This window comes from Geomonas edaphica (assembly GCF_004917075.1).
Lineage (GTDB): Bacteria > Desulfobacterota > Desulfuromonadia > Geobacterales > Geobacteraceae > Geomonas > Geomonas edaphica.
Genome location: NZ_SSYB01000005.1, coordinates 1 through 17874 on the forward strand (window position 1 = coordinate 1; position 17874 = coordinate 17874).

Genomic DNA, 17874 nt, shown 5'->3' on the forward strand with positions numbered 1-17874 from the left:
CAAGGGCGAAAGCTACCGCCTCAAGGAGAAACTCAAGGCTGGACTGCTGGCTAAACACATCGAACAGTCATAACCAAGGGGGGGACTTTTCGATTACCGAAAAGGGGTACTTTTCAATTACCGTTGACAGAGGACTTGGTGAAGGTGATGGTCGGCTATTCCGAGGGGGACTTTCGTGCCAAGCTGAAAGCGGCAGGCGGCAGATGGAACGCGGAGGATAAGCTCTGGCAGGTCCGTTACGGCTCCATTCGCGGCACCGAGTTGGAGTGCAGGATCGTTGACGATGCCTGATAGTTTGGGAGGCGAGTGCATCCTGAACAGGATGCAAATAAGGCATCATCAAGAGGATGCATGTTTCCCATATGAGATACCGGCATCCTGAATGAGATGCTTGGGCTAACCGGTCAATAACGAGTTGACTGAGGAATAATGAAAGACGGCCTATTTAAAAAAGAAGCGAAATTTATGGTGGGCCTGTATGTGCTGATCCCCGCTATCGGGATTATGGCTGCTATTATTATTCCCTATTTGAGCAAGACAATTGGCTGTGATAACAGGATCGTTTCGGTTCATACTTCCCCTGATGGCGCGAATAAAGCCGTTGTGTTTGTGCGTGACTGTGGCGCAACAACTGACTTTAACACCCAAGTTTCCATACTTCCTTTCAGAAAAGAACTCTCAAATGAAAGTGGAAATGCATTTATTGCTGACTCGGATCACGGGAAAGCTGCGACAGGTCAGTGGGGAGGGCCAAAAATAGCTGTATCTTGGCAGGGCAAAGATAGCATCATCTTGAGATACGCGAACCAATCAAGGGTATTCAAAAAAGAAGAGAATATAGCAGGTGTTCACATCACGTATTCAGAGGGAATCACATCAGCCAACAAGGAAGATGCACCGGGCCAGAAAGCCGCCCGGTGATCTCCCGGCCCGTTGGGAAGAAGGAAAAATGAACAAACCAAAAATTCTAAAAAGCGTTGGCTACGTCGTTGGTGGAATCTGCATGCTCGGGCTTGGATTTTTTTGGGGGTACAGGGAGGGCTTGAGCGGTGGTGGCTTCTCGGCAAGTATGGCCGAATTGCAAGCCTCCACTGACGGCATATCCCTTCAGTTGAAAGAAGGAACGTGCCAAACTGCAAAGAAGGCGATAAATGCCCACCTGAATTTCATTGAGAGGTACAAAGGGAAGAATGAGCTCATCCTGCCAGAAAGAACCTACAATGCGGACAAAATGCTTGGGCACATGAGGCTTTTCCTTATCGAACGACATGAGGGGAATGCGAAAGAAGCTGACAAGCATTTAATAGCAGCTGTTGACGCATGTCAGCACGCGGAGATGAAGGATTGCTCGGAGAAGAACGTGCTGCTCATGGCTGAGAAGTGGAACCAAAGTCAGCCAATGGGATGCCTGACATCACAAAAATAATTCCCAACCACTCGGCGGCACTCGGTCTCCGCTTCGCTCCGCCGGTGCGCCTCGACACAGTTATACCGAGAAAAGGAAAATAGATGAAGTCATTGGTAACAATAGCGTGCTTGCTACTGCTCTGCATTTCGACGACGTCCTATGCGTTGCAGTCTAACACAATCGGAATAGCAAGTAAGAGCTTTGAAATAAAAGCTGAAGTAACACCCAAGTTCAGAAGTTTCAAAAAGGGCGAAAGTAAAATCGAAGGCAAAATAACGATAACAAACCTAACTTCCACAGCTCAAAGGTACGGAAACAAATTTTTGAAACTCACAGTGAATGAACACCTCACAGCAAGGACATATAAGGACACAATCGCTTCAGAGGTCATTGACATTACAGCCATCGAAATCAAACCACATTCTTCATTGTCATTGCCCGTTTACTGGGTTTTCAGAATACCGAAAGAAACTGAGGTTAACTCTCTTCAACTGTATTTTGATGATGGTAGTCTAGAAAAGTCAAAAGGTATAACACGGCCGTAGACTCTGACGTGGCAAAGAACGCCACGCAGGTCACGGTCCGAGCCGTTGGACAGAGAAATGATGAAAAAGAAATTACTGCTGATAATTGCTGGCACAATGGCAATTCCGCTCTTCATTTGGGGGTGGGACCGCTATCAGGATCAGAAAATCAAAGTCACCGTCGTTTCTGCGACTCCACTTTATGCTAGAGAAGTTGATGCTGCATACGGCAGCCAAAAGCCAGTCAGAACTCTAAAACCAGGAGAAAAGCTGAAAGTAAATCGTACGACTTACGGTAAGGACTATTGGGCGTTACTTGTTGAGACTGATGCTGGGGTTCATGGATGGGTTGCATCAGGGCAGCAGGGGCTTACCATTCAGTGACCTAAATAATCGCCATTGGAGAAATCTGTGTATTGCTGTGACCGTTTTCGAGAAAGTGTAGCAGAGGGGAAGATCGAAAAGGCAAATGATTTGCCTGATGAAACAGAATGGCTTCTTCCAGAGTGGCTACATATCTATTATTGCCCGTTTTGCGGGAGTTTTATAAAAGGTGAAGGATTCGGTAGTTATCATGAAGAAGCAAAGCAAACCAGAATCCAACAAGAAAGATGCACCTGACCGAAAAGTCGTCAGGTGATCTCCCGAGCCGTTGAAGGATGATTGAAGAGGATATCGTAAATGAAACTGTGGCTGACATGCATGGAGTGTCATAAGGAGCTTGGAAACAGTCCTCTTGCCTGCTATCCAACAGATGTTGTTGAGGATAGCCTCTATGAATTTACCTGTCTAAAAGGACATCAAAACAAGTTTCGGCTTCAGGGAATAAAATATCAATTTTTATTTGAGTCCGCCTTCGGGGCACTCATCGAGGGGTATTACCTTGAAGCTGTTCTAGGGTTTACGTCAAGTCTTGAGCGCTTTTACGAGTTCTATAGCAAATTTGTTTGCTACAAAGCTGGACTTAATAACTACGAATTTATGAAGGCCTGGAAACAGGTCTCAAATCAATCAGAAAGGCAATTCGGTGCTTTTTTATTTTTGTATGCAATTGAACAAAAAGCGAGTTTTGAGGAATCAAAGTTCAAAATACAGGACCAGAAAGCCTTCAGAAACAAGGTGATCCACAAGGGTTACCTGCCGTCTGAGGCAGAAACAGTAGATTACGGACAAAACATATTTGATATGATCAAGGTTGTGAGTGTGGAAATTGCGCAAAAAGACCATGAGTACTATCATCGATTTTCAGGCGGCGAGTTAGCACCCCATCTTGAAGTTGATCGAGACGACCCAACAGTTATACCAACTGGCATGGGTAGTATTCTCGGTATGACTTACGAGCCTTCACGATTACTGGAAAAAGATTTCAGGAACGAGTATGAAGAAAGGAAAGCCAAGCTGTTGGAGATAAAAAAGAAGGCTTTATTGGAGGAGCATATTAAAGCCATTAGAAATAACACGAAGCCTTCAACACAGGCGTAGACACTGACACGGCAAGAACCCGCTGCGCAGGTCACGCCCCGACACGTTGTACGGATAGAAAAATGAGCAAAAAATACAAAAACAAGATCTGTGTGTATTGTGGCAATGAATCGTCAAAGACTGCCGACCACGTTTTTGCAAGGGAGTTCTTCTTACTAACGAAACGCGACAACCTACCCAAAGTTCCATCTTGCCTTTGCTGCAATGGCCAGAAGTCTCAACTTGAGCACTATCTATCCTCTTTATTGCCGTTCGGAGGACAGCATCAGGATGCGAAGACAAACCTGACGGAGATGGTTCCCAAAAGATTGTCAAGAAACCAGCGCCTACACGAAGAACTTAATCGGAATAAATCTTACTCACTGTTACGTGATTCATCTGCTCAAGTTGTCACCTCTATGGTATTGCCTTTTGACGGAGAAAAGCTACTCACACTATTCGAATACATCACAAAGGGCCTTTTGTGGCACCATTGGCAGACACTTTTATCTGATGAATACTTCGTGCAGACATTAGCCTTAACAAGGGCTGGGGAGGACTTTTTTCAGAACAAGTTCCTCAACTTGTACTCCCCAAATCGAGTGTCTGTTACGCTTGGTGGAGATACTTTCAGATACATAGGTGCACAAGGTGTTGATGACCCGAGAATCAGCGCGTGGGTTTTCACGGTTTACAATGGAGTGAGGCTAAGTGAAAGCGGGACAGACCTCGGTGAAACATCTACCAAAATTGGTGCACTTACTGGCAGCAAGCGTCTCCTTGAAAAGTTGCCACTTGCATAAGAGAGACAACATTTACAACACGCGGTTGCAACACGGCTCCCTACGGTCGCGGTTCAACCGCAGCCCCGTTGGCAGGAGATACCATGAATGGCAAGCTGATGCTCTCAACAGGTTTATCGCTAGCCTTACTATGCGCAAGCAGTCCATCAGCCATGGCCGGATCATCTGAACTAGCTATTCCGATTCCCTTTCACCCTTCGAATTCGAGCTGCAGAGATTTTCTTCGACGCAATCATATAACGGATATCCGTGACTGTGACATCTCCGAAACGGGGAATTTTGGCACTATATCAGACCGCACATTCTACTACGTGATTTATTGTATTATCCCGGCTTATTCTTCGGAACCTGGTAAGTGCGGAGATGAATCATTTCCTGGACGGTATTACCGCAAACGGGGAATCGGTATTTTTGTGCAGGAAGGGGCAGAAAAGCATACAAGACTTTTTCTTGAGCGTGGAGACCCAGATATTGGCATGTATTTGTATCAGAAACCAGCCATTGTAAAAAACACATTTGGAACTTTCCTGCATGTACCGATTGGGGTGGATGGAACTGGGAACTTCAACGAGAGTGAGTATTACATCTGGGACAGCAAAAGTGCCACCTGGAAGATGCTTGATACGACAAGCTGGATTAGCGAGTTATCGGAAAGACTCCCTGCGGGTCTAACCATCAATAAAGGCATCTGGCCAGACATAGACGCGATGATAGCAGAAACGAGTTTGTACAAGGAAAACGATGGAAATTGCTGTCCTACTGGTGGAACTGCGGTAGTTAAGCTCACTCTAGAAGATCTTCGTTTTAGAATCCAATCAGTAAAGTTTAAAAAGTACGTAGAGCAGTAGTGTATAGGCTTCTTTTACCACCCCAGACTGCGAAGAGGATAGCCAACCACGTCCTTAGACTCGGTCGGCTGACGCCGCCGGTCAATGCCGCCCCCGTTGGAAAAAGGAAAAACATGATCGAAGATTATGAAAATCCAGAGGTAGAGGAACGGTGGTGTGCAGAGCAACGCATCCAAGTTGAGGAGTACCTGAAAGAGCAAAAAATCGACCACGGAGAGATTGGGGAGTGGCCAGCATGGCATGTTCCACCATACGTTGCGGTCTGGGCAATAGAAAGCAATAAAAACCCAGGATGGGTCGGGTGGTGGGCTATCTCCGGAGACTTGCCGACAGACTATATTTCAGCAGAGAAGGTAAAACATCCAAGAGAAGCGATGCGAACGTTTGCCGAAGTATGGGGAGAGATTTCAGGGTACATGTTGCGAGGCGAGTCTCATCCGACTATCAAAATCGGAACTAAAGAGGACTGGCCAGTACTTGGAGACCTTCTCAAAAGACGTTCAGAACTTCTTGCAAAATTTGCAGAGGATGATGCTGTCTGGGAAGAGTAGCCGCCAACAAGACAGTTGGACACCGCCCGCCCCAAAAAGCCGGGCTTGCGGGTCAACTGCCGAGCCGTTGAACAACTATAAAGGAGAGAAAAATGAAACAGCAAATAAAGACACGGTATGCCATTGTAGCTCTGATCGTAGTTTGTCTATTAGCACCCATTTCTGCGCTGGCGGAAAACGATTTGCCAAGCATAGTTTTGGCTGGGCTGAACGAATATAAGGTCAAGGGACCCGAAGCTGCAGTTAAGGCATGGATCAAAGGTAGTGCGTTCGAAACCAGTATTGAAGCTATGAGCCAAGCTAATACGTTCAGGCAAGTTGAGGCAATGTATGGTGCTTATATTGGATATCAAGTGATAAAGGTTAAGGAAATATCAAAGACATCTAAGCTCGCTTATGTAAGTATAGACTATGAAAAAGGTCCCTTGTTTTCTAGCTTCTTGTCCTATAAAAGTGGCGAAAAATGGCTACTTGCAAGTTTCACTTTTAACATGAAGCCAGAGGTTATACTGCCGAACAACTTTTTCTGATTAGGGGCGATGGGCCAGGCAAAAGCCGAAGAAGGCGTACAACCACGTCCTTAGACGCGGGCGGCTAACGCCGCCGGTCAAGGCCGCCCCCGTTAGTGGAGCTGAAGCACCTTAGCCGCCCCCTCTTTCATGAGCCTTTCGAGCTCGTTGGCAATGGTCTGTAGCGGCCTGCGCAGGTCCTCAACATCCGTCGCATCATAATGCCGTCCTGAAATCGAACTATCCACGTGGTTGGTGAGCCGGTCGGCGTCCTCGAAGATTTTCAGACGCCGGGCCGTGGTGATGAAGGTCCGGCGCAGGCCGTGCACGGTGATGTTCAGTCCGGTGTTGAGCTTAAGCGCCGTAGCCATGAGCCTGACGTGCCCGGTCTTGTTGGTGCTGTAACGAACCGTCTTCACCGCCGGGAACACGAAAGGACAACCCTCCTCGCGCTGCGCGAGCCTCCGCTCCAGGATCTCCAGTGACTGGCGGCAGAGCGGGGCATAGAGCGGCCTGCGGTTCTTGGTGTCGGGGATGGTCAGGGTCAGCCGGTCCAGGTTGACGTACTCCCAGCGCAGGGCGGCAGCCTCCTGGCTCCTCAGTCCATGGTAGAGGCAGAACAGGTAGCAGTCCCGGATGTTCTCGTGGAACTTCTGGATCCCCTGGTAGAAGATGGCGAACTCCTTCCCCTCCAGTCGCTCGGTCCTAGCCTGGATCTTCTTCATGTGCTTGCCGAACCTTAGCACGGCAAGTGGATTTGTGGCGACGACACCCGGGTATTTCACCCGTGCATAGTTGATGATCGCCGAGAGCATGACGAACGCGTTTCTGGCGCCGTATGGGCCGTGCCCAATTTCAGCTTGCCGGTAACGGTCGATGACCACCTCTGGTGTCAGTTTCCCGATCTCGGCTAGGGGGAGTGAGAGCCAGGTTTCGAAGTGGCGGGTGACGATGTTGGTATACCCCCTGACCGTTGATGTCTTGTAGTTTTTCCCTTCCGCAGTCTTCTTCTCCAGAAAGTACGCTTCCAGCATCTGCGCCAGGGTGACCTCAGCCCCGTGCATCTTGGTCTGCCCCCGCTTGATCTCGAGGCGCAGTCCGGGGACGAATCCCTTGTCGCGGTCGTCATACCCTTGGATCTCCTTGCGCGCCTGCTCGAGGGTGATCTCTCCGAACCGCCCCAGCGTCTTGCGCACGCTGCGGTATCCCGTCTTCGAGCTTGCATCACGAATGTCCACCTTCACGAAGAAGGTCTTGGACGAGTTGCCTACCCTCAACCCCAGGCCGCGCGTCTCGGTGTCGAAGTAATCCACCCGCTCTCCGGGAGGGGTTGAGAGCTTGTCCAACGTCGATTTGGTAAATTTGATCTTTGGCATGGCACCACCATTAGAAAAATCTTATCGTACCCAGGTCCGAAAAAAGAGGGGCTGGGTACGATATGGGTACGAAGGTCACTAAAAAACCCGGTAAATCTGACTTATAGATTAGCGGGTCTCTATGGTGGTGTCAACTCGTAAGTAGTTGTTTTTTGTTGATAAATATCCGTGTTTAACACTCCTTCAAAAGGGGTCAAATCTTGACGGTTTTGTAAAGGAAGTTCTTGAATCTAAAGAAGCGCTTCCTCTCTTCTTCGTCCTCCTGGGCATCGCCGGTGATCGCTTTCAGATGCCGGGCGACCTCGGGCATGCTCTTGCCGGCGGCACTCCGACTCCGCTCGACTACCAGCTTCACCACGTCGCGGGAGATCCGGCTCTGTGAGTAGGGCTCGTAGACTGCTTCCCAAAAATCCTTTCCCGTCTCTATCTCGGTCATGATGCTGCTGGCCACTTCTTCGGCCAAACGCTCGGAGGCCGGCACCATCTGTTCCTGTGCACCATCCCTGATGGCTTTCCTGATGTCATCGCCGGTCACGAGCTTCCCGGTTCTGAAAAACAGCGCCCGCAGCAGGATGCTTCGCAACTCGCGGATGTTCCCTTTGTAGTTATGGCCGACGAGGGCCTCCTTGGCGTCGTTTGAGAGGCTGGGCTCCTCTTCGCGGACCGCTTCCTCGGTGCTTCGGTAGGTCCGGTAGAGCTTGCCGAGGAAGTGGGTGGATAGGTCGGGGATGTCCTCACGTCGCTCGTTCAAGGACGGGACCACGACGGAGAGCTCGGTGAGGCGGTGGTACAGGTCTTCACGGAAATTCCCGAGGGCGATCTCTTTTCTCAGGTCCTTGTTCGTCGCGGCGACGAGCAGGACGCGGCTGATTCTCTCGCGGTTCTCGCCGAGGCGGACGAAGCCGCCGTTGTCTAGAAAACGCAAGAGCTGCACCTGGGTCTTAGGGTCGGCGTCGCCTATCTCGTCGAGGAAGACGATGCCGCCGGAAGCCTCTTCGAGGATCCCCTTGCGGTCGCTGTAGGCGCCGGTGAAGGCCCCCTTGATATGCCCGAAAAGCTCGGAGTAGGTGAGGTCCCCGCTGTAGGCGGCGATGTTGGTCTTCTTCACCGGGAGCTCGCCGTCCGGGTTGATCTGCTGCCGGTACAGTTCGTTCAGCTTGTTGTACAGGTTGTTGAAGAAGAATTCCTTGCCTGCCCCGGTGGGGCCCAGCACCAGTATGGAGGGAAGCCCGATGGTTGCCTCCTGCAGGACGTGGCGGCTCCATAGCGCGATCCGGTTCGAAAGCGGCTGCGAGACGGTGTTGATGAAGGCGACGATCTCCTGCGCCTTGCGGCTGTTGCCGATGATGTTGCCGAGGCGGTACGAGGAAACCTTCGGGTCCTTGTAGGCGATGTCGCTTTGCAGCTTGTTCACCTCGGACTGCAGGCGCTCGATGCGCTGGATGTCGGAGATGTGCCGGGACGTGAGGCGGTCGATGATCTGCAGGATACGCTTGTGTTCTTCGGTGAAATACCCTTCCTGCAGCGAGTTCAGGCAGATGACGGCGATCACCTCGTCGTCGCTGATCACCGGAACGGCCATCTCACTCTTGATCAGCTCGTTCATGGGACGGTGAAAGCCCGAATGCTGCGAGGTGTCGGTGACCTCTCCAATGATCTTCGGCTCCTTGGTCCAGGCGACGTAACCGGTCAGGCTGCGCTCCTGCACGGGGAGGTCTTCGCCGCCGATCTTGAAGGGAGGGATCTTTTTCTTGAGCCATTCCTTGTTCTTCGCGCCGACGATGGCCCCTTCCTCGTTCTCAACCACCAGCCACTTCTCACCCTCTCGTTCCTGCACGATGGCGATGCTCCCGGTGTCCGCGCCGATCAGCTCGGTTGCCTTGGAAAGCACCTTGGTGAGGAAGGGATGCAGTCCCTCGTTGCGCTCCTGCAAAAGGTCGGAGATCTCGGAGAGGACCTTGATCTCCAGGTGCTCGCCGCCGACCTCGTTGATTACGCGTTCCACCATCTCGGCGTGGGTCTGCAGAAGCCCCTCTTCGAACTCGCTGAAGCTCGCCAACTCACGGGTGAAGTAGTTTATGAGGCAGATGAGGCGGCGCGTGTCCGGCTCGAGGCGTGGCACCATGTAGAGGGTTCGCAGCCCCATCTCCTCGGTGAGGGCACGGCGCTGGATGGTCTGGTCTTGCAGGTCGGCGATGAAGAGCGGTTTCAGAAGCTGGTCATCGGTGACGACGCCCGCCTCGTTCACATAACGGGAGACAAGCGAGGTGCCGTGTTTCAGGTCGATGCTGCCGACGTTGTCGTAGCGCTGTTTGAGCTCCAGGTTCTCGGCATGGCTCGCCAGCACCTCCATGCCGCCGCGCACCGGGACCAGCACCGACGCGAGGGTGAGACCGTCGATCAGGTGCACCGCGGAGCGGACCATGAAGCTTGCGGCTTCCCTTTTCTTGTAGACCTCGACGCGGCGGGCCAGCAACAGTTGCTGGTGGTACTTCCGGGCATGGTCCACCCGTTCTCCGGCGCGGGCGAGAAATGGGATGAGCATCTCGATGCAGTCGCGGGAGAGGAGTTCCCCGTCCACACAGGCAACCCCGATGGATTTGCCGTTGCTGGTGATCGGAAGCATGGTGGTGCCGTCGATCTCGAAGCGTCGGGAAAAGTCCTGGTCGAGCGGGAGGCCGCTGCTCGCAGGACGCAGGAATTGTGCGAGCATCTGCGTTACGAAGGTATTCGAAACGGCCGCTTCGGCGGAGATGATGGGGAAGGTTTCCTGGCGGATCTCGGCGGCGAAGCTGCCGCAGGCAAAGGCACAGGAAAGGGCGCCGCGGGTGAGGTCTTCTAGGTAAATCCGCACCCGCTCCTGATTGGAGACGAGGCGCGCTCCCTCGCCGACCAGGTGCAGCATCTCGTCGAGGTTCTCTTTGCCATAGGCGGCGATGCGATCGCCAAGGGTCTTTAGTTGTTCTTCTGTAACAGGCATGTGCTCTCCTGAGTACATAATTTACACAGGGGCACGTTAAAGGAATTGGGGGCGGGTGTCAAGGGGGATGGGGATGAGGTTAGTTGAACCCTTTCCTGATCTGGTACAGCTCTTCGAGGTCCAGGCCGTTCAACTCGAAGAACTCGCGCTCGAGTTCCTCGACGTAGAAACGGTCGAGGCCCGAGTTCTCCAGGAAGTCCTCGCGCAGCGCCCAGTTCTTCTCCAGGATGATCTGCGGCAGCAGGTTGTGGATGTACACCGCCTCTTTCTTGATGGTGAGGATCGCCTCCCGGAACAGGTGGTCGGGGATCTCACCGTCGATGAGCTTCTTGTTCTTCAGCTCCTCGGCGAGCTCCTTCTTGAGGGCGTCCTGATCACCTTTCGTGGCGTACTTGGAGTAGAAGTTGCGGATGCGATCCTTGATGTGTGCGAGCAGGGTGAGGTGCAGGCGCTCGTCGCTGTCGATATTCACCAACTGATCGAGAAGTCCGGTTGTGGTGAGGCGGTTTTCCTCGATGAGCTTCAGCCCCGCGGCCAGATGGCTCACCTTTTTCCTGCCGTAGATCCCAAGGTACTTGTCCTCGAAGATGCCGGAGAGGAAGAGCTTCGTGAAGAGGTCGGGTGCGAGCATGTCGAAGGCGTGCTTGTTGCCGAGCAGGCTTCGGATCATCTCCTCGGAGATTCGCACGTTCTCCATGAAGGCGAGCTGGTTGATCGCCGAGGAGGTCGCATCGTAGCGGTCGAAGTAGGTGATGATGTAGGAGTAGCCTTCCAGGATGGAGATGTCGGCGCCGTCGCGGATCTTCTCGTCGCAGGCCTTGCTGGCGTCCAGAAGCATCTCCTCGAAGGCGTGGTCGCGGTTCTCCGCCGCCTGCTTTTTGGCGTAGAGGAGTTTCAGCATGTCTTCTGCGTCGATGGTGCTCTCGATCTGCCGCTCGGAAAGAAACATCCCTTCCAGGATGGTGCGGGTCTCGGAGATGTAGTTGCTCTCCTCCAGGTCGACCAGCTTCTTGTCCTTCTTGAGCATCTCGTCCAGGGTGTAAAAGAGCGCCCCTGGGATCTTGTTGCGCACCGAAAGGGTCTTCAGGCGCGTCAGTCGCGCGTTCTCGAGCTTGTTGATCTCCCCCTTTCTGTTGCAGGCGATCAGGATGTTCTTGTACTCGTCGACGATGCGCCGGTTGTCGGGATGCTTGTACATCACGTCGATCCGGATCCTCTCCTGCTGGTAGCGGTCGATGCCGTAACGCTCGGCAAGGACGGCCAACGACTGGAACTCGGAATCGGTGATCTTCTTGTTGTTGAAGTAGAGCGCCTTGAAGGCCTCGCTGTACTCGCGGTGCCGGACGTTGATCAGCTTGAAGAGGAAGAGGTGGGCGTTGGGGTCGTCGATGATGTCGAGGATTTCCCGGATGATCAGGTTGTCCTGTTCCTCGCCGACCGCGCCTGAACGCTTGAGTGCCTTGCCCAGCACCCTCAGGATGCGCTCCTGCTGCTCGTGCATTGGGGCGGAGAAGTCGGCCCCGGTAAGGGCGAAGAAATAGTTGAAGATGGCGTTGCCGTCGAAGAAGATCTTGTCGTAGCTTACGTACCCTTCGGTGCGCTCGCTGAACCTCAGCGTGCCGGAGCGGTTGTCGTAGTGGGTGCCGTAGATGATGAGGCGGTTGGAGACGTCTTCCTTGGCGAGGTCGGCGATGGGCTGGTCCACCCCGAACATGTACTCGCAGAAGGAGCCGCCATTGCCGCGGTGGCTGATGCCGTTCTTGCCGATGATGAACTCGTTGCCGGGAGAGAAGAAGCGGATCTCGCCTGGATCGGTCGGATCGGTGTTGAAGAAGTACCGGTTGTACGCCTCGCTGCCCGCCGTGATGGCGTAGAACTCGATCTGGTCGTTTGCATAGCCGTGCAGCCGAATGTCTCTGAACATCAGTTCCGTCCGTTCTTCAGGTCTTAGTTCCTCAAAGCTCGAGCGTCATGCCGTCGTAGGCGAACTCCACCCCGTTAGGGAGGCGCTCGCCGTCGCTGTGGTGCACCTCGTGGGTCAGGTGGGTCAGCACGGTGCGGCGCGGTTTCAGAATCTCGGTCATCCTCAACGCACCCTCGATGTTGAAATGGTTCGGGTGCGGAGAGAAGCGCAGGGCGTCGATGATCATCAGATCGAGCCCCTGCAGAAGCTCCATGGAGGCTTCCGGTATCTCGCTGCAGTCGGTAAGGTAGGCAGCGTCGTCGAAGCGGTAGCCGGTAGCCAGGAAGGAGCCGTGCCTGATGGGGACGGGCGTGATCCGGCAGCCGAACAGGTCGAAAGGGGCCTCCACCGGGTGCGATTCCATAAGCGGCGAGTATCCCTCCGAGCAGAGCCCCTCGAAGATATAGGAGAAGGTGCCGCGCACCTGTCCGATGGTGTCCGGGCTGCCATAGCACGGGATCACCTTGCGGTGAATGAAATGGAAGCCACGCAGGTCATCTATGCCGTTGATGTGGTCGGCATGGGTGTGGGTGAGCAGAACGGCGTCGATCTGCGGTACCCCTTCCCTGAGTGCCTGCGTCCTAAGGTCGGTAGAGGTGTCGACGAGGATGCGTTGCCCCTGGGACTCGACCAGGATCGAGGCACGTGTTCTTTTGTCGCGCGGGTCAGAGGAACCGCAGACCTGGCAGTGACAACCGACCATGGGGACACCGGTCGAGGTGCCAGAGCCGAGGATGGTAATTTTCATGTGTCGCACCTCGGAATGGTGCGTAAGGTACCATGAACGTTTGAGTGAGGCAAGGGTTTATCCCTTGCCTAGTGCGGGTTTTGCGGCTATTATCTGAACCTGCCGCGGTCGCGGCTTTTTAATGATCCGGTGAAAATACTCCTGCAGAGGTTCTTAATGCGTGTCGGCATTGTCGCCCCCAATTACTATCCAGCTGAAACCGGCAATGCCGTTACGGTAAGACGTATCGAGAGCGAACTGAGGCTTCTTGGCTGCGAGGTGCAGGTATTCCCGGTCGACCGTCTGTCGGGAGAGCGCCTGCAGGAGGCGGTAAAGGAGTTCCAGCCGCAGCTTTTGCATGCCTTCCATGCCTACCACGGCGGGCGCGTGGCCTACGCGCTCTCAAAGCTGCTTTCCATCCCCTATCTGATTACCCTGACCGGCACCGATGTGTACCAGGCGCTGTGCGATCAGCGTGGGCTGGAGATGCACGGCGCGCTGCGCGGTGCCGCGCGGCTGGTCGCCTTCCACGGCTGCGTGAAGAAGCGGCTGGGGGAACATCTGCACAGCCTTGAGGAGCGCACTGTCCTGATCCGCCAGGGGGTCGAGCTTCCCAATAATTTCACTCCTGTTGCGTCCGCGGAAGGGAAAGGCAAGTTCACCTTCCTGCTTCCCGCCGGGCTGCGTCCGGTGAAGAACGTGATGTTTCCCCTGGCGTCGCTTGCCGAGTTGCACGCGCGCCATCCGCAACTGCACCTCGAAATAGCCGGCCCGGTGCTCGACACGGCCTACGCCGCCGAGGTGATGGAGGCCTTGGAGAGCTATCCGTTCGCTCGATACCTTGGCGTCGTGCCCCATGATTGCATGGGAGCGCTTTACCGGCGGGTAGACGTCGTTCTGAACACCTCCCTCACCGAGGGGGGGATGGCCAACACCGTCTTGGAGGCATCGGCCTATGCGAAGCCGCTCCTCGTTGCTGACATCGAGGGGAACCGTTCCATCGTGAAAGACGGCGTGAACGGCCTCGTTTACCACGGCGCGGCGGAGTTCAAGGCCAAGGCCGAGCAACTGCTGACCGACGCCCACCTGCGCGAACGCCTGGGTAAAAATGGACGCGACCTCGTGCGCGAACAATGCTGCCCCGAGAAGGAAGGGCAGGCTTACTACTCTCTCTACCAGGAGATCCTCGCCCAGGCTTAGGATCGCTCCCTTGCGGGAGGGGGGAGCTTTACGCAGTTTGTTTCCCGTCGCTCTCATCTACCTCTCTCCTCTTTTCTGAAGTCACCGCTCAACACTTCCCACCGCTCCTGTGTCTCCCCTCAGGCTGTGTCCACTCCTTCCAAACCACTTTGCTTAAAATCCAAATTAGCTATTGCCAATGAACCCGGTTCCCGTAGACTATCCCTTCGTGACAAAAGGGAGGAAGGACATGAACCGACTCATCGACATCACGGAGCTGGCTCTGCGTGACGCCCACCAGAGCCTCATCGCCACGCGCCTCGGCATCGAGGACATGGTCCCCGCCTGCGAGGATCTCGACAACGCCGGGTTCTGGTCCCTTGAATGCTGGGGGGGCGCCACCTACGATGCCTGCATCCGTTTCCTGAACGAGGACCCGTGGGGGCGGCTCAGGACCTTCAAGGCGCTCATGCCCAAAACACCGCTGCAGATGCTCTTGCGTGGGCAGAATCTCCTGGGATACCGCCACTACCAGGACGAGGTGGTCGACCGTTTCGTCGACAAGAGCGCGGAAAACGGGATCGACGTCTTCCGCATCTTCGACGCGCTGAATGACCTGCGCAACATAGAGCGCTCGGTCAAGGCGGTGAAGAAGTGCGGCAAGCATGCCCAGGGCGCCATCTCCTATACGGTGAGCCCGATCCACACCACTCAGGCTTACGTGGATCAGGCGAAACGCCTGGTCGAAATGGGGTGCGATTCGATCTGCATCAAGGACATGGCGGCGCTCATCAAGCCCCAGTCGGCCTACGAGCTCGTGCGCGGCATCAAGGAGAGCTGCGGGGAGCAGACCCGGGTGCAGCTGCACGTGCACGCCACCACCGGCGTCACCATGGTTAGCCTCATGAAGGCGGTGGAGGCGGGTGTCGACTGCGTCGATACCGCGGTGAGCTCGATGAGCCTCGGACCGGGCCATAATCCAACCGAGAGCTTCGTGGAGATGCTGGAGCATACCGGGAACAGCACGAGGATCGACCTCGCGCGCATGCTGCGCGTGAAGGAGCACTTCTCGAAGATCCTGCCGCGCTACCGCGAGTTTCTTTCCACGGTCACCGGCGTGGAGACTGAGATCTTCAGAAGCCAGATCCCTGGCGGGATGCTGTCGAATATGGAGAGCCAGCTGAAGCAGCAGGGGGCGGCGGACCGGATGCATGAGGTGCTGGAAGAGATACCGGTGGTGCGCAAGGATACCGGTTACGTGCCTCTGGTGACCCCGACCAGCCAGATCGTCGGAACCCAGGCCGTGCTGAACACGCTGATGGGGCGCTACAAGGTCCTTACCGGTGAGTTCGCCGACCTGATGCTCGGCTATTACGGCGCCGCTCCAGGAGTTTTGAACCCGGAGGTGGTCGAGATGGCGCGGCGGCACGCGAAGAAGGAGCCGATCGATGTGCGTCCCGCCGACCTGTTGGAGCCGGAATGGGGCAAGCTGCGCGCAGCAGCGCTGCCGCTTGAAGGGTGCGACGGCAGCGACGAGGACGTGCTCACTTACGCGCTCTTCCCGCAGGTGGCGCCGAAGTTCTTCGCCACCCGGCACGAGGGGCCCAAGAACGTCGGGCGCGATCCAGAGACCGGCGCGTCGGAAACCAACATCCCGGAGGGGCACCCAGGAAAGATCACCGGCCCCGTCACCTACACGGTCACCCTGAGCGGCCAACAGCACAAGGTTACCGTGGCGCCGTACGGCCAAGAGTAATGCCGCACGCCGAGGAGGGCTCATGTCTATAGACGAGAAGGTAAAGGAGCTGAACGAGAGGAAAGAGCGGCTGAAGCTTGGCGGCGGACGGACAAAGATAGACGAGCAGCATGAACGGCAAAGCCTTACCGCCAGGGAGCGCATCGAGAGCCTGGTCGATAAGGACAGCTTTCAGGAGATCGGACTCTTCGCCCGGCACCGCTGCACCAACTTCGGAATGGCCGGGAAGGAATTCGCAGCAGAAGGGGTCGTTACCGGAGCGGGTAGCGTCGGGGGGCGGCTGGTGCACCTGGCGAGCCAGGATTTCACCGTCGCCGGTGGTTCCGCGGGTGAGGTGCATAGCGACAAGATCGTCCAGGCGATGCTCGCCGCGCTGAAGACCGGCACCCCCTTCGTGTTCATGAACGACTCCGGCGGTGCAAGAATCCAGGAGGGGATCGACTCGCTGGCAGGCTACGGCAAGATCTTCTATCACAACGTCATGCTTTCCGGGGTGGTACCGCAGATCTCGCTCATCTGCGGTCCGTGTGCAGGCGGCGCCGCGTACAGCCCGGCCCTCACAGATTTCATCATCCAGACGGCTAACGCGAGGATGTTCATCACGGGGCCATCGGTCATCAAGGAAGCGACCGGTGAGGAGATCACCGCCGAGGCCCTGGGCGGCCCGCTCTCCCAGATGAACTACGCCGGGGTCGCGCACTTCGTCGCAGAAAACGACCTGGTGGCGCTGCGCATCTGCAAGAGGCTCCTCTCCTTCCTTCCCTCCAACAACCTGGAAGATCCGCCCCAACTCGAGGCGGACGACATCGTGGTGCCGGACAAGACGCTGAACACCATCGTCCCGATCGACCCGAAGAAGAGTTACGACGTGCGCCAGGTGATCACGCGCTTGGTGGATGGCGGCGATTTCCTCGAGGTGCAGCCGCTTTTCGCCGCCAACATAGTGGTCGGTTTCGCCCGCATCCTCGGGCGGAGCGTTGGTGTGGTGGCGAACCAGCCGAGCGTGCTCGCCGGCGCCCTCGACATCAACGCCTCGGACAAAGGGGCGCGCTTCGTCCGTTTCTGCAACGCCTTCAACATCCCGCTCATCACGCTGGTGGACGTTCCGGGATTCCTGCCGGGCGTGCAGCAGGAGCAGGGAGGGATCATCAGGCACGGCGCCAAGCTGCTCTTCGCCTATTCGGCCGCCACAGTCCCCAAAATCACCGTGATCATGCGCAAGGCCTACGGGGGCGCGTTCCTGGCCATGTGCGGCAAGGAACTGGAGACGGACCGGGTCTTCGCGTGGCCGACCGCGGAGATCGCGGTGATGGGGCCGCAGGGGGCGGTCAACGTGATATTCCGCAATGAGATCGCGCAGTCCGAAGATCCGCAGCAGAAGCGCCGGGAACTGATCGAGTCGTACCAGAGCACCTTTGCGACCCCCTACGCGGCGGCTGCGCGGCGGGACGTCGACGATATCATCGAGCCGGCGGAGACGAGGCGTCATCTCGCCATGACGCTCGACATCCTGCACACCAAGCGCGAGTTCCGTCCCATGAAGAAGCACGGCCTGATCCCGCTTTGAGGAGGTTTATCGTGGAAGAACGTGCAGGTAACCATGATGAGATAACCCCGGAATTGTTGATGGTTATGGCGGCATCGATCGCAGCCTATCTGGGGAAGAACGTACGCATCCGCAGGGCAAGGTTCGTCGATACCATGCAGGCGAACGCCTGGGGGCAGTCCAGTCGCGTCGTGCTGCAGGCGTCGCATAACTTGAACCTCAGGAGAGGGTAGTAAAAGGAGA

General features: G+C 55.5%; 18 protein-coding genes. 14 read left to right on the forward strand and 4 right to left on the reverse strand.

The annotated features are described in order from the left end of the window. The first annotated feature begins 138 nt into the window (after positions 1 to 138). The 10 genes from E8K79_RS21145 to E8K79_RS15820 all read left to right on the forward strand — a co-directional run bounded on the left by E8K79_RS21145 (position 139) and on the right by E8K79_RS15820 (position 6125). Entirely contained in the window at positions 139 to 291 is a 153-nt protein-coding gene (locus E8K79_RS21145; RefSeq protein WP_162604691.1) for a hypothetical protein, read from the forward strand. Positions 292 to 429: 138 nt separating this feature from the next. After that, positions 430 to 921 carry a hypothetical protein gene (locus tag E8K79_RS15780; RefSeq protein WP_136515572.1) on the forward strand — a complete coding sequence of 164 codons (492 nt, stop codon included), beginning with the start codon at positions 430 to 432 and terminating at the stop codon, positions 919 to 921. Positions 922 to 949: 28 nt separating this feature from the next. Then, the gene (locus E8K79_RS15785; RefSeq protein WP_136515573.1) at positions 950 to 1426 is read left to right on the forward strand and encodes a hypothetical protein; all 477 of its coding nucleotides are present in this window, start codon (positions 950 to 952) and stop codon (positions 1424 to 1426) included. 83 nt (positions 1427 to 1509) lie between these two features. Continuing rightward, complete coding sequence (locus tag E8K79_RS15790; RefSeq protein ID WP_136515574.1) at positions 1510 to 1953, forward strand: hypothetical protein; 444 nt, start codon at positions 1510 to 1512, stop codon at positions 1951 to 1953. Positions 1954 to 2010: 57 nt separating this feature from the next. Continuing rightward, positions 2011 to 2316: a hypothetical protein gene (locus E8K79_RS15795; RefSeq protein WP_136515575.1), complete on the forward strand. Its 306-nt coding sequence runs from the start codon at positions 2011 to 2013 to the stop codon at positions 2314 to 2316. Positions 2317 to 2613: 297 nt separating this feature from the next. Continuing rightward, complete coding sequence (locus tag E8K79_RS15800) at positions 2614 to 3414, forward strand: hypothetical protein (protein WP_136515576.1); 801 nt, start codon at positions 2614 to 2616, stop codon at positions 3412 to 3414. A gap of 62 nt (positions 3415 to 3476) precedes the next feature. Further along, positions 3477 to 4196 carry an HNH endonuclease gene (locus E8K79_RS15805; protein ID WP_136515577.1) on the forward strand — a complete coding sequence of 240 codons (720 nt, stop codon included), beginning with the start codon at positions 3477 to 3479 and terminating at the stop codon, positions 4194 to 4196. Positions 4197 to 4279: 83 nt separating this feature from the next. Beyond that, on the forward strand, positions 4280 to 5044 hold the full coding sequence (locus tag E8K79_RS15810) for a hypothetical protein (protein WP_136515578.1): 765 nt from the start codon (positions 4280 to 4282) through the stop codon (positions 5042 to 5044). Positions 5045 to 5157: 113 nt separating this feature from the next. Further along, positions 5158 to 5595 carry a DUF4826 family protein gene (locus E8K79_RS15815; RefSeq protein WP_136515579.1) on the forward strand — a complete coding sequence of 146 codons (438 nt, stop codon included), beginning with the start codon at positions 5158 to 5160 and terminating at the stop codon, positions 5593 to 5595. Positions 5596 to 5687: 92 nt separating this feature from the next. After that, positions 5688 to 6125, forward strand: a complete 438-nt coding sequence (locus E8K79_RS15820) for a hypothetical protein (RefSeq protein WP_136515580.1) — start codon at positions 5688 to 5690, stop codon at positions 6123 to 6125. A 92-nt stretch (positions 6126 to 6217) separates the two neighbouring features. On the opposite strand, the gene E8K79_RS15825 is transcribed toward E8K79_RS15820, so the two are convergent. The 4 genes from E8K79_RS15825 to E8K79_RS15840 form a co-directional block, all read right to left on the reverse strand. Continuing rightward, positions 6218 to 7480 carry a tyrosine-type recombinase/integrase gene (locus tag E8K79_RS15825; RefSeq protein WP_136515581.1) on the reverse strand — a complete coding sequence of 421 codons (1263 nt, stop codon included), beginning with the start codon at positions 7478 to 7480 and terminating at the stop codon, positions 6218 to 6220. A 193-nt stretch (positions 7481 to 7673) separates the two neighbouring features. After that, complete coding sequence (locus E8K79_RS15830) at positions 7674 to 10460, reverse strand: GPMC system transcriptional regulator (RefSeq protein WP_136515582.1); 2787 nt, start codon at positions 10458 to 10460, stop codon at positions 7674 to 7676. Positions 10461 to 10539: 79 nt separating this feature from the next. Continuing rightward, the gene (locus E8K79_RS15835; RefSeq protein ID WP_136515583.1) at positions 10540 to 12384 is read right to left on the reverse strand and encodes a TIGR04442 family protein; all 1845 of its coding nucleotides are present in this window, start codon (positions 12382 to 12384) and stop codon (positions 10540 to 10542) included. A gap of 31 nt (positions 12385 to 12415) precedes the next feature. Then, the gene (locus tag E8K79_RS15840; protein ID WP_136515584.1) at positions 12416 to 13171 is read right to left on the reverse strand and encodes a GPMC system MBL fold metallohydrolase; all 756 of its coding nucleotides are present in this window, start codon (positions 13169 to 13171) and stop codon (positions 12416 to 12418) included. Positions 13172 to 13327: 156 nt separating this feature from the next. Between E8K79_RS15840 and E8K79_RS15845 the strand changes: the two genes are divergently transcribed. The 4 genes from E8K79_RS15845 (at position 13328) to E8K79_RS15860 (ending at position 17864) form a co-directional block, all read left to right on the forward strand. After that, the gene (locus E8K79_RS15845; RefSeq protein WP_136515585.1) at positions 13328 to 14350 is read left to right on the forward strand and encodes a GPMC system family 4 glycosyltransferase; all 1023 of its coding nucleotides are present in this window, start codon (positions 13328 to 13330) and stop codon (positions 14348 to 14350) included. Between the two features lie 229 nt (positions 14351 to 14579). After that, complete coding sequence (locus E8K79_RS15850; RefSeq protein WP_136515586.1) at positions 14580 to 16085, forward strand: methylmalonyl-CoA carboxytransferase subunit 5S; 1506 nt, start codon at positions 14580 to 14582, stop codon at positions 16083 to 16085. Positions 16086 to 16107: 22 nt separating this feature from the next. After that, positions 16108 to 17652, forward strand: a complete 1545-nt coding sequence (locus E8K79_RS15855) for an acyl-CoA carboxylase subunit beta (RefSeq protein WP_136515587.1) — start codon at positions 16108 to 16110, stop codon at positions 17650 to 17652. Between the two features lie 11 nt (positions 17653 to 17663). Beyond that, positions 17664 to 17864 carry a hypothetical protein gene (locus tag E8K79_RS15860; RefSeq protein WP_136515588.1) on the forward strand — a complete coding sequence of 67 codons (201 nt, stop codon included), beginning with the start codon at positions 17664 to 17666 and terminating at the stop codon, positions 17862 to 17864. Positions 17865 to 17874 lie beyond the last annotated feature (10 nt).